This is a genomic window from Laribacter hongkongensis DSM 14985, from assembly GCF_000423285.1.
GTDB classification, from domain to species: domain Bacteria; phylum Pseudomonadota; class Gammaproteobacteria; order Burkholderiales; family Aquaspirillaceae; genus Laribacter; species Laribacter hongkongensis.
The window spans coordinates 212,812-223,771 of the sequence record NZ_AUHR01000007.1 but is presented as its reverse complement, the minus strand read 5'-3'; the positions used below and the strand labels follow the sequence as shown (position 1 = coordinate 223,771).

10 protein-coding genes and 1 rRNA gene are annotated in these 10,960 nt (G+C 60.8%); 4 read left to right on the top strand and 7 right to left on the bottom strand.

Annotated features, from left to right (window positions below):
* The 4 genes from G542_RS0109340 to G542_RS0109325 form a co-directional block, all read right to left on the bottom strand.
* Positions 1–77 (bottom strand): 16S ribosomal RNA (locus G542_RS0109340); the annotation flags it as partial.
* A gap of 287 nt (positions 78–364) precedes the next feature.
* A complete protein-coding gene (gene nadB, locus G542_RS0109335; protein WP_012695492.1) occupies positions 365–1,975 on the bottom strand; it encodes an L-aspartate oxidase in 1,611 nt (536 codons plus the stop codon).
* A 100-nt stretch (positions 1,976–2,075) separates the two neighbouring features.
* Positions 2,076–3,503: a hypothetical protein gene (locus G542_RS0109330; protein WP_027823960.1), complete on the bottom strand. Its 1,428-nt coding sequence runs from the start codon at positions 3,501–3,503 to the stop codon at positions 2,076–2,078.
* 7 nt (positions 3,504–3,510) lie between these two features.
* Positions 3,511–3,870 (bottom strand): DsrE/DsrF/TusD sulfur relay family protein, encoded by a 360-nt coding sequence (locus G542_RS0109325; protein ID WP_012695494.1) that lies wholly within the window; start codon positions 3,868–3,870, stop codon positions 3,511–3,513.
* Positions 3,871–4,060: 190 nt separating this feature from the next.
* Here G542_RS0109325 and hslV point away from each other — a divergent pair, with 190 nt between their 5' ends.
* From hslV to G542_RS0109310, 3 genes are all read left to right on the top strand, one after another.
* Positions 4,061–4,594, top strand: coding sequence for an ATP-dependent protease subunit HslV (gene hslV, locus G542_RS0109320; protein WP_027823959.1), 534 nt, complete (start codon positions 4,061–4,063; stop codon positions 4,592–4,594).
* 74 nt (positions 4,595–4,668) lie between these two features.
* The gene (gene hslU, locus G542_RS0109315) at positions 4,669–6,015 is read left to right on the top strand and encodes an ATP-dependent protease ATPase subunit HslU (protein WP_012695496.1); all 1,347 of its coding nucleotides are present in this window, start codon (positions 4,669–4,671) and stop codon (positions 6,013–6,015) included.
* Positions 6,016–6,582: 567 nt separating this feature from the next.
* The gene (locus tag G542_RS0109310) at positions 6,583–7,170 is read left to right on the top strand and encodes a hypothetical protein (RefSeq protein ID WP_012695497.1); all 588 of its coding nucleotides are present in this window, start codon (positions 6,583–6,585) and stop codon (positions 7,168–7,170) included.
* Positions 7,171–7,460: 290 nt separating this feature from the next.
* Here G542_RS0109310 and G542_RS0109305 read toward each other — a convergent pair whose 3' ends face one another.
* A complete protein-coding gene (locus tag G542_RS0109305) occupies positions 7,461–8,183 on the bottom strand; it encodes a 16S rRNA (uracil(1498)-N(3))-methyltransferase (protein WP_012695498.1) in 723 nt (240 codons plus the stop codon).
* Positions 8,184–8,313: 130 nt separating this feature from the next.
* On the opposite strand from G542_RS0109305, the gene G542_RS0109300 reads away from it, so the two are divergent.
* On the top strand, positions 8,314–9,108 hold the full coding sequence (locus G542_RS0109300) for an inositol monophosphatase family protein (protein WP_034985459.1): 795 nt from the start codon (positions 8,314–8,316) through the stop codon (positions 9,106–9,108).
* Between the two features lie 81 nt (positions 9,109–9,189).
* On the opposite strand, the gene pyrI is transcribed toward G542_RS0109300, so the two are convergent.
* On the bottom strand, positions 9,190–9,669 hold the full coding sequence (pyrI, locus tag G542_RS0109295; RefSeq protein ID WP_012695500.1) for an aspartate carbamoyltransferase regulatory subunit: 480 nt from the start codon (positions 9,667–9,669) through the stop codon (positions 9,190–9,192).
* A 19-nt stretch (positions 9,670–9,688) separates the two neighbouring features.
* Positions 9,689–10,615 (bottom strand): aspartate carbamoyltransferase, encoded by a 927-nt coding sequence (gene pyrB, locus G542_RS0109290; protein WP_012695501.1) that lies wholly within the window; start codon positions 10,613–10,615, stop codon positions 9,689–9,691.
* Positions 10,616–10,960 lie beyond the last annotated feature (345 nt).

Genomic DNA, 10,960 nt, shown 5'->3' with positions numbered 1-10,960 from the left:
CCCTGTTACCGTTCGACTTGCATGTGTAAAGCATGCCGCCAGCGTTCAATCTGAGCCAGGATCAAACTCTTTCGTTCAATCTCAGCTAAGTACTTGGCTTGCTCAAAGAAACGACAAGAAAATGTTTTTCCTTGCGTCTATTTGAAGTGCGAGCCTGTGGGTTTCCACAAGCGCTCACACTTATCGGTTGTTCGTTTGTTAAAGAGCTTTCCGGACCAGCCGGCGCTGCGTCGTGCAGCGAGGTGGCGAACTATACCCACCTCTCCACAACTCGTCAACACCCAACCCCACAAAAACCTGCACCAATCCGGCATCCAGCTGTTTCAAAACGAAATTATCGGCAAAAAACTCCGCCCACCCCGGATCAACGCGCAAATGCCGCCTGCTCTCCCGGCTCCAGCACCGTGTCCAGCGCCTGATCCAGTTGCCCCGGATAGTCACGACTGTAGTGCAATCCCCGGCTTTCATGCCTCAGCAGCGCTGACCGGACGATCAGCTCGGCCGTTTCGACCAGATTGCGCAGTTCGATCAGGTCATTGGAGACCTGAAAGTGACTGTAGTAGTCATTGATCTCGCCACGCAGCAGACGGATGCGATGCAAGGCCCGCTCCAGCCGCTTGTTGGTCCGCACAATGCCGACGTAGTCCCACATCGCCCGCCGCAGTTCGTCCCAGTTGTGCGAGATCACCACTTCCTCATCCGGATCGGCCACCTGACTGTCATCCCAGTCCGGCACTGCCAGCATGGTCTGCAAGGGTGCAGCCAGAATGTCGTTGGCAGCCGCCCGGCCGATCACCATGCATTCCAGCAACGAGTTGGATGCCAGCCGGTTGGCACCGTGCAATCCGGTGCAGGCCGACTCGCCCACCGCGTACAGATTGGTGACATCCGTACGTCCCTGAAGATCGGTCACGATGCCGCCACAGGTGTAATGCGCGGCCGGCACGACCGGAATCGGCTCCTTGCAGATGTCGATGCCCAGTTCAAGGCAAGTACTGTAGATCTTGGGGAAATGGCTCTTGATGAAGCTTTCCGGCTTGTACGAAATGTCCAGATAGACACAATCCAGCCCGTGCCGCTTCATCTCGAAGTCGATCGCCCGGGCTACCACGTCACGCGGTGCCAGCTCGGCCCGCTCGTCGTGCTGCGGCATGAAACGGGTACCGTCCGGCAGGCGCAGGATGCCGCCCTCGCCGCGTACCGCCTCGGAAATCAGGAACGACTTGGCATGCGGGTGGTACAGGCAGGTCGGATGGAACTGGATGAATTCCATGTTGGCCACCCGGCAGCCCGCCCGCCAGCCCATGGCCGTACCGTCGCCGGTGGCCGTGTCCGGGTTGGTGGTATAGAGGTAGGCCTTGCCGGCACCGCCAGCTGCCAGGATCGTATGGCGGGCCGTCACCGTATGCACCCGCCCTTTGGCGGTTTCCAGCACGTAGGCACCAAGGCAGCGCTTGTCGTCCTGCCCCAGCTTGTCACTGGTGATCAGGTCGATGGCGATGTGATGCTCCAGCACGGTGATGTTCGGATGAGCCCGGATCTTCTGCCCGAGGGTATGAATCACCGCCTCACCGGTGGCATCGGCCGCATGGATGATGCGGCGATGACTGTGTCCGCCTTCACGGGTCAGGTGAAAACCGCGGTACTGGTTTTCCTGGTCCATGTCATCCCCGCGGGTAAACGGCACACCCAGCGCAATCAGCCAGTCGATCGCCTCGCGCGAATGCTCGACGATGAACCGGGTCGACAGCTCGTTGCACAGGCCGGCCCCCGCCACCAGCGTGTCGTGGATATGCGCTTCCACGCTGTCGCCGGTATCCAGTACTGCCGCAATGCCGCCCTGCGCGTAGCAGGAGCTCGCCTCCAGCAAATCCTTTTTGGTGACCAGCGCCACCCGCTTGTGTTCCGCCAGGTGCAGCGCCAGCGTCATGCCGGCGAGCCCACTCCCCACAATCAGTACGTCAAACGTCAACATGCCAAGAATTCCTGTCGCCCCTGCGGGCCATGCCGGAAAAAGCGTACACCCCGGCACCAGCGCCAGGGTGATCCGCGAAGTTCAAGTCCTGAATCCAATCCTAATGCCGGCCGTCGCGCGGCGGCTCCAGCAAGAGCCCCAGCCGCTCCAGCACGGCCCGTAGCTCGTCCAGCGCAGCCTCCCGGTCCGGAGCCAGATCCGGCGTCACCAGCCAGGCAAACCCGGTCAGCATTTCACCGTCGCTGCGCCGGTGAAAGGTCAGCCACCAGGCCAGTGCTTCCGGCCGGTATTCCACCCGGGCGTCGATTTCGGCCAGCCCGATGTTCTTTTCCACCAGCGCGGCGGCAAACATCAGGCGCTTGGCATTGTATTCCTCTACCCCCGAGGATAGGGCCTGCCACAAGGGCTGCGGGGCAAACAGGGTGGCTTCACCATAGTCAATGGCGCTGCCCATGGCAGACTCCACCACCGGCATCAGGGCATCGAGCAGGAGTTCGTCGTTGACCTGCGCCTTCTGCAACGCGCCGCGCTCGACGGCAAACACGATCCAGTTCAGCGTCAGCCGGGGCAAAAAGCGCTGCCGGTCCTCCTCGTAGCGGCGCAGCATCGACTCCGGTTCTTCCGGCGCCACCGCCTCGCCAGCATCCAGCGCTGCGGCAACGTGCACCAGCGTCTGGCAACCGGAATCGCGCAGCCATTCATGGGTGAACAGTACCGGCGAAACCTGCAGGGCCACCTTGGGCGCCAGCCGGAACTGCTCGCGCAGCACCTGCTCCACATCAGCCAGTCCTGGCAGATACCAGTTGTCGCCGGCATGCCCCACCGTATACATGAGCGGGATTGCCCACAGCTCATAAGGCTTGAACGAGCCGTCCGGCCGCACTACATCGGGCAGCGAAATCAGTGTCCGGGCGCGCTCCAGCAACAGTTTCCGGGCTTCCGGTGCATCGCGCAGCGACAGTTGCGCCTCGGTCAGGATGCGCGGCTCGTTGCCGTTGAGGGCAGACTGCACCTCGGAAGCCAGCTTGAGTTCCTGTACCGGATTGTCGACCGCACTGCGCGCCGCCTCGGCCAGTTCACACGCCAGTTGCCCGGCCCGGTCGGCCACACCGGCCTCACGCTGCAACACCCGCAGCCGGTGCAACGGCTCAGCCTCACGCTTCTTGTAGGCTTCGTCGATTTTCCAGTAGGTGGCAATGCCCTGGTCGCAGATCTTTTTCAGCTCGCCGGCTGTCGGCTCGGCATCGGTGAAAAAGTTGAAATCCGTCAGCGTCAGCCCGTCATTGCAGGCGTAGTAGCTGACGTTTTCCGCTTCGTCGAACAGCATGGCCGAGCGGAAGCCCTCGCCACCGGAGCCGCGGAAATCAAGGTCTTGCGGCAGGATGCGGCAAATGAATGCCGGGTGCTCGGTGTGCACCATGTACTCGAATTCTTCCAGCCCGTTTTCATCGACGGCATCACCAAAGATGAAACGGTTGGGCAGGAAAGGGTCACCTGGCAGGGAAGAGCTGGCTTTGATCGGACGCATAACTCTCTCAGAAGGTCAGAACCTGATCGGCAGCCCGCGTCCAGGCAGCCAGCTGTCCCAGATTGCCGATTTCGGCACCGGCAACAAACTGCGCGTCCAGCAGGCCACGGGAGGCAAGGCAGGTCCGGCACAGCCGCACTTCCGCCCCGGCCTCGACCAGCTCGGCCAGCATGACGCCCAGATTCTGGGCCGTACCGCCGGTTTCCTGCCCGGCCAGACCGGCCACCACGGCATCCGACATCAGGAAAACCTGCAGGGCCACCGGCTCCTGCTCAGGATCGGTCAGCATCAGCGCCAGCCGCACAGCCGACAGGAAGCGCTCTTCGCCATACGGGCTGGCATTGATGATGAAAAGGAAGCGTTTCATGGGTGCCATCCTCAATAAACGGTGCAATGGCCGCGATTATACGCCGCTCGTGCCGCCCTTCCGGCCCCGGCTCTTGCAATCCGGCCGCCACGGCTTCATATCGATTCCATCCAGCCCGCCATGCGCGGTCCCTTACCTTATATGGCGTGATGCTGCCCCGGCAGCGTCTCCCGTGTTTCAGGAACATTCCATGCAGCAATTCGACGGCACCACCATCGTTTCGGTTCGCCGGGGCAATCAGGTCGCACTGGGCGGCGACGGACAGGTCACGCTCGGCAACATCGTCATCAAGGCCACGGCCCGCAAGGTGCGCCGCCTGTTCAACGACACCGTGCTGGCCGGCTTTGCCGGTGGCACGGCCGATGCCTTTACCCTGATCGAGCGCTTTGAAGCCAAGCTGCAAAAATACCAAGGCAACCTGACCATCTCGGCCATCGAGCTGGCCAAGGACTGGCGTTCGGACCGGGCGCTGCGCCGGCTGGAGGCGATGCTGATCGTCGCCGACCTCGAGCGCACGCTGGTCATTACCGGCAACGGCGACGTGCTGGAACCGGAACAGGGTATTGCCGCCATCGGCTCCGGGGGTGCCTACGCCCAGTCCGCCGCCCGGGCACTGCTTGAGAACACCGAGCTGCCGCCGGCTGACATCGTCAAGAAATCGCTGGAGATCGCCGGTGATATCTGCATTTACACCAATCACAACCATGTCATCGAAACGCTCTGACGTTTTCGATACACCGTTTTGACCGTGCCACTTTCCCGGCCACAGCCGCGGCTTGGCCCGCAAGGACTGAATTCATGTCTGCCCAGATGACTCCGCAGGAAATCGTTTCCGAACTCGACAAACACATCATCGGTCAGGCAGCGGCCAAAAAGGCCGTTGCCATCGCCCTGCGCAACCGCTGGCGGCGCCAGATGGTGGCCGAACCGCTCAAGAACGAGATCACGCCCAAGAACATCCTGATGATCGGCCCGACCGGGGTCGGCAAAACCGAAATCGCCCGCCGGCTGGCCAAGCTGGCCAATGCACCCTTCATCAAGATCGAAGCGACCAAGTTCACCGAAGTAGGCTACGTCGGACGCGATGTGGAAACCATCATCCGCGATCTGGCAGACATTGCCGTCAAACATGCACGGGAACAGGCCATTCGCGACAACCGGGTCCGCGCCGAGGATGCCGCCGAGGACCGCATCCTCGACGCCCTGCTGCCTCCTCCGCGCCAGCCGGGCTTCAGCGGTGAAAACGTCCCGGCCGCAGAGCGGCATGACGCCGATACCCGGCAGAAATTCCGCAAGATGCTGCGCGAGGGCCGGCTCGACGACAAGGAAATCGACATCGAGATTGCCGCCCAGGCTCCGCAGGTGCAGATGTTTGCGCCCAACATGCCGGGCATGAACGACCTGACCGAGCAGTTGCAGGGCCTGTTTTCCAACATGGGTGGCGGGCGCAAGAAAACGCAGAAGATGAAAATCCGCGAAGCACTCAGGGTCGTGACCGACGAGGAAGCCGCCAAGCTGGTCAACGAAGAAGAAATCAAGCTCGCCGCCATCCAGAACGTCGAGCAGAACGGCATCGTATTCCTTGACGAAATCGACAAGGTGACGGCGCGCGGCGAGGGTATGAGCGGTGCCGACGTATCGCGGGCCGGCGTGCAGCGCGACCTGCTGCCGCTGGTGGAGGGTACGGCCGTCAGTACCAAGTACGGCATGATCCATACCGATCACATCCTGTTCATCGCTTCCGGCGCCTTCCATCTGGCCAAGCCATCCGACCTGCTGCCGGAACTGCAAGGGCGCTTCCCGATCCGGGTGGAACTGGCAGCGCTGGCGGTGGATGATTTCGTGCAGATCCTCACCAATACCGATGCCTGCCTGACCCGGCAATACCAGGCCCTGTTGGCCACCGAGGGTACCCAGCTCGACTTTACCGACGACGGCATCCGCCGCATGGCCGAGATCGCTTTCCAGGTCAACGAAAAAACCGAAAACATCGGAGCCCGGCGCCTGCATACGGTGATCGAAAAACTGCTGGAAGAAGTCTCGTTCGATGCCCGTACCGGCAGCATCACCATTGATGCCGCCTATGTTGATACCAAGCTGGAGGGCATCGCCCAGCGCGAAGACCTGGCGCGTTATATCCTCTGACCGGACGACTACCCATCCCGCAGCGGGCCACCCACAAGGTGGCCCGTGTTTTTTTCATTAAATTCTTTATGTAAAACATGATTTACTTAACAACCAGGACAAGCACGCCCGATATACGCCGGGGAATCTGCTTTTTCTCCTGCTTGCCAGTCTGCTGGAATCCACCAATATCCGGCCCATCCGGACAGACGAAAAAATGCCGGCCCGCATTTCACCGTCAGACAGGAAAAACCATCGGACATCCCTCAACCAGTTACGAAACCCGGTTTGCCAAGGCAGGAACAACTTGTGCCAGCCCGTATTGCGCCGGTTTGTGCCGGCAAGAGCTCCGGCTGTGGATAACCATCAGCCGGCAGCATCGCCGGTCATGTTCGGGACTCATCCACACACGAAGCGGTATCCCGGGAGCCGGGATGGACTGCGACGGATACCGGCAGGCACAGGCACGAAAAAACATGCACAGGATATCCACAGGTGGAATGCACAGCCTGTCTGGAGCAATTGCGACCGGATGCGGCCGGCTTTGTTAAGATACAAGGCGCCAGTAGCCCGTAACCGACCGTAGCCATGCCCAAATCCGACCGCCTTTCCAGTTTCCTGCCGCTGCGTTTCAACAACGGTCAGACCATCAGCCGCTTTGCCAAGCACTGCGTCCGCTGCAATGCGCTGGTGACTGCCACCGACATGCAGGGAGTGGCCTCGACCATCCAGAACCGCATCGTGATTGCCGCCAAGGCCCGCTGCCCGCAATGCCAGGCCGAATTTGCCGTGACCTGTGTCATTACCGACGACAAGCAGGTGCACAAGGTGATGTTGCCGTACTGGATGCTGCGCTGGTGGCTGCTGCGCACGCCCATGCCACCGGTTGCTGGTGTGCCCAGCCGCTCATCCGACTGGGAATACTCTCCGGATGCTTCCACGAACCAGCCGAACGAATCGCTGATGCCGCCACCTGTGGATAACCGGGTCATGACCCCGTCCGGGGAAACGCTCGGTCAGTTTGATAGCGCACCGATTCCAGCCTGGCTGAATGTGGACGGCGAGCGGTACGATTTTGTGCGTCCGGTCGTAGGCCGTTCTGCCAGCCAGCTGGCGCATGACGAAGTGTGCTACGAACAGCGGCTGGTTTACCGGCGTTCACGCCAAGCAAACTGATCCCCGACACCGGTCGGCCTGCCCCGTACGGTCAGGCCGACCGTGTTTTCATGCTGCTCGCGCTGAGCAGAGACCGTTTTAGCCAGCCTACAAGAGACACCAGCCTCCGGAAGGAGGCATGCGCGAACAGCAGTTTCCGGCACAAGCAGTATCTTTCCGGATTGCTGGCCGGACTCCGGACAACATCAAGCATGACCCGGACAGTTCCGTTTTCGTACCACCCGGACGGGAAAGCGGACGACAGTCCTCTCATGGGCACCGTACACATCCCTTCTGTCACACCAGAAACCTCAGGCGAAATCGCCCCACAAGGTCTGCATGGCTGCCGCTGCCGCCAGTGCAGCGGTTTCCGTCCGCAACACTCGAGGCCCCAGCCGCAAGGGCTCCCACCCCGCCGCCATGGCAGCGGCTTCTTCCTGGGAACTCAGCCCGCCTTCGGGGCCGGCCAGTAACCAGGCCGCCTGCGGAGCGGGATAGTCCGCCAGCCGCCGCTCTCCTGCCGGCGAGAGGATGAAGCGCGCAGCATCAGCCCGGGGCTGGGCCAGAAAGGCCGCCAGGGTCATCAGCGGACGAATCTCCGGAATGCGGTTACGGCCGCATTGCTCGCAGGCAGCACGCACAATGTCGTTCCAGCGCTCATGCTTGCGCTCGGCCCGTTCACCGGCCAGCTTGAGCATGGCCCGTTCGGTCACCAGCGGCTGGAATACCGCAATGCCAAGCTCCACGCCTTTTTGCAGGGTGAACTCCATCCGGTCACCGGTCGAGACGCCCTGTGCCAGCGACAGCAACAAGGGGGATTCCCGCTCGACCGCCTGGAATGCCTCGACATGCACCCGCGCCGAGCGACGTCCCAGTTCGACAAGACGGGCTCTCCACTCCCCTCCTTTGCCATCAAACAGGATCAGGGGATCATCTGTGCGCAAACGCAGGACTTGCAGGTGACGCACGACATCATCAGGCAGGCTGAGTTCGCCAGTGGCCAGTGGCAGGGAATCAACAAGAAAACGGGGCATGAGGCATCTCGACAGCACGGACCTTGCCATGCCATGTGCTTTTGACATGGCGGCGGCAAAATCGGTATTTTGCCAGTCATCGCCATCCCGTGTGCACCCGCGGGCCAACGGCAGAGGAGAAACAACAATCATGCAGGTGGTGGATCAGGTCATCCGGCTCGTGCGGCAGATTGCCCAGACCGAGGTCATGCCGCGCTTTTTGCGCGTCGGGGTTTCCCGCAAGCAGGATGGCACACCGTTTACCGAAGCCGATCTCGCCAGCCAGGCGGCACTGAGCCTGTCCTTGCCGGCCATCCTGCCCTGTCCGGTACTCGGCGAGGAAATGACCCCGGTAGAGCAACAGGCCTTGTGGGATCAGGCCTGGCATGACGGCATCTGGGTGGTGGACCCTATCGACGGCACCACCAACTTTGTCCATGGACTGCCGTACTTTGCCATCTCGGTCGCCTGGATGCGCGAGGGGCGCACCGAGCTGGGAGTGATCTACAACCCGGTGGCAGATGAAATGTTCTATGCCCAGCGCGGACATGGTGCATACCTGAACGGAGTGGCACTGCCGCTGACCGGCTCGCCAGCAACGCTGACCGAAACCATCGCCGCAGTCGACATCAAGTACCTGCGCAGTGGCCGGCTGTCCAGCCGCCTGTTGTCGACTTCTCCCTTTGGCAGCCTGCGCAACCTCGGCTCATCCACCCTCGACTGGTGCCATGTCGCAGCCGGTCGCTACGACCTTTACCTGCATGGCGGACAGCGGCTGTGGGACTACGCAGCTGGAGCGCTGATCCTGGAAGAGGCCGGCGGCTGTTGCTGCTGCATCGAGCAGGATGATTTCTGGCAAGGCGGCCTGTGGCAGCGCACGGTGATTGCCACGCTGGCACCACGCCATTTTCCGGTCTGGCGCAGCTGGATCCGCACCAACATGTAACGGTACGCCCATGCGTTCCACGTGAAACAAAAACGGCCACCCCGGAAAACGGGATGGCCGTTGTGACGACTGCCTGACCGGTTATTGCAGTTCGGCCACGATGTCCTGGCTGAACGACTTTTCGCAGTAGTGGCACTTCATGCGCACACTGCCATCCTTGGCACGACGCACGCTGAAGCGGGAACGGACCGGTTCGTTGTGCGAGATGCAGTTCGAGTTGGGGCAGGAAAACACGCCCTCGATCTGGTTGGGCAGCTCCAGCTTGTGTTTTTCCACCACCTCGAAATTGCGGATCACATTGACCGTGGCATTCGGGGCAAACAGCGCCAGCTGGTTGGCCTGCTCGGCCGTCAGCAGGATGTTTTCGACCTTGATCAGGTCTTTCTTGCCCAGACGGCGGCTCGGCAGGTTCAGGCCCACGTACAGCCGCTCGCCCGACTCCATCAGGCCGAACATGCGCAGCACCTTGGTCCCGACACTGGCCGGAATGTGGTCGATGGCCGTGCCGTCCTTCAGCGCTTCCACCTTCAGCGTGTAATCGATCTTTTCCTTGTTGTCCATTGCGTCATCTCCTGCCAGTTCAGATCGTTTCATTCAGCACCAGCGCCAGCAGCGCTTCGCGGGCGTATACACCGTTTTCAGCCTGCTGGAAGTAGTAGGCATACGGCGTGTGGTCCACTTCGATGGCAATTTCATCGACGCGTGGCAGCGGGTGCAGGATGCGCAGGTTGTCCTGTGCGCCCTTGAGCGTGTCGACGTTCAGCACGAACTTCGACTTCATGTGCTTGAACTCGGTTTCGTCAAAGCGTTCTTTCTGCACACGGGTCATGTAGAGGATGTCGAGTTCACCGACCACTTCCTCGATGCTGGTGTGCAGGCTGTATTCGATACCCTTGTCGTCCAGTTCTTCGCAGATGTATTCCGGCATGGCCAGCGCTTCCGGAGCGATGAAGTAGAAGCGGCAGCCGAACAGGCTCAGGGCCTGTGCCAGCGAATGCACGGTACGGCCGTACTTGAGGTCGCCGACAAACGCCACCTTCAGGCCGTCCAGCCGGCCCTGGGTCTCGTAAATGGAGAACAGGTCGAGCAGGGTCTGGGTCGGGTGCTGGTTGGAACCGTCACCACCGTTGATCACCGGCTTGCCGTTGCTGAACATCGATGCCAGACGGGCAGCCCCTTCCTGCGGGTGACGCATCACGTAGGCGTCAACATAGCTGGTAATGATCTGCACCGAGTCCGCCAGGGTTTCACCCTTCTTGGCCAGCGACGTGTTGCCACCGTCAGAAAAGCCGATCACCGTGCCGCCCAGCCGTTGCACGGCGGTTTCGAACGACAGGCGGGTGCGGGTGGATGCTTCGAAGAAGCAGCTGGCGACCACCTTGTTCTTGAGCAGTTCATGCCGGGGCGTACGCTTGAGGTCCCCAGCCACTTTCACCACCATTTCCAGCTCTTCCCGATTCAGATCGGATATCGAAATGATGTGCCGTTGATACAGTGAGTTTTTCATTACCATCCTCCTTACAGCCAAAACACACGGGTCAGCGAAATCAGCAGGCGAAAAAAAAGCCCCACGGGAATGGGGCATCGATTCGTTACTGAATCCTGATATTTCGAAAAAGAAAAAACAGACGAGTCGCGGTGCGTAAAGCATCGTTATTTCTGGTCAAAACAGTCTCGTTGAGAACCATTCTCGTCCATTTCGAAAAAAATCGCGCAATTATACGTATCTGTCCTCCTGACACAAGTAGCAGGGTGAGGTACCCACGGCTTGACGGTCGCTTTTATGAATGAATACGACGCAACCATCCGTTTTTCAGCAGCAGCCAGCCGGAGAATCCGGCATCAAGCATGG

Excerpts from the sequence above, each read along its gene's own strand:
- nadB (WP_012695492.1), bottom strand. The coding sequence starts at position 1,975 with ATGTTGACGTTTGACGTACTGATTGTGGGGAGTGGGCTCGCCGGCATG.
- G542_RS0109330 (WP_027823960.1), bottom strand. The coding sequence starts at position 3,503 with ATGCGTCCGATCAAAGCCAGCTCTTCCCTGCCAGGTGACCCTTTCCTG.
- G542_RS0109325 (WP_012695494.1), bottom strand. The coding sequence starts at position 3,870 with ATGAAACGCTTCCTTTTCATCATCAATGCCAGCCCGTATGGCGAAGAG.
- hslV (WP_027823959.1), top strand. The coding sequence starts at position 4,061 with ATGCAGCAATTCGACGGCACCACCATCGTTTCGGTTCGCCGGGGCAAT.
- hslU (WP_012695496.1), top strand. The coding sequence starts at position 4,669 with ATGTCTGCCCAGATGACTCCGCAGGAAATCGTTTCCGAACTCGACAAA.
- G542_RS0109310 (WP_012695497.1), top strand. The coding sequence starts at position 6,583 with ATGCCCAAATCCGACCGCCTTTCCAGTTTCCTGCCGCTGCGTTTCAAC.
- G542_RS0109305 (WP_012695498.1), bottom strand. The coding sequence starts at position 8,183 with ATGCCCCGTTTTCTTGTTGATTCCCTGCCACTGGCCACTGGCGAACTC.
- G542_RS0109300 (WP_034985459.1), top strand. The coding sequence starts at position 8,314 with ATGCAGGTGGTGGATCAGGTCATCCGGCTCGTGCGGCAGATTGCCCAG.
- pyrI (WP_012695500.1), bottom strand. The coding sequence starts at position 9,669 with ATGGACAACAAGGAAAAGATCGATTACACGCTGAAGGTGGAAGCGCTG.
- pyrB (WP_012695501.1), bottom strand. The coding sequence starts at position 10,615 with ATGAAAAACTCACTGTATCAACGGCACATCATTTCGATATCCGATCTG.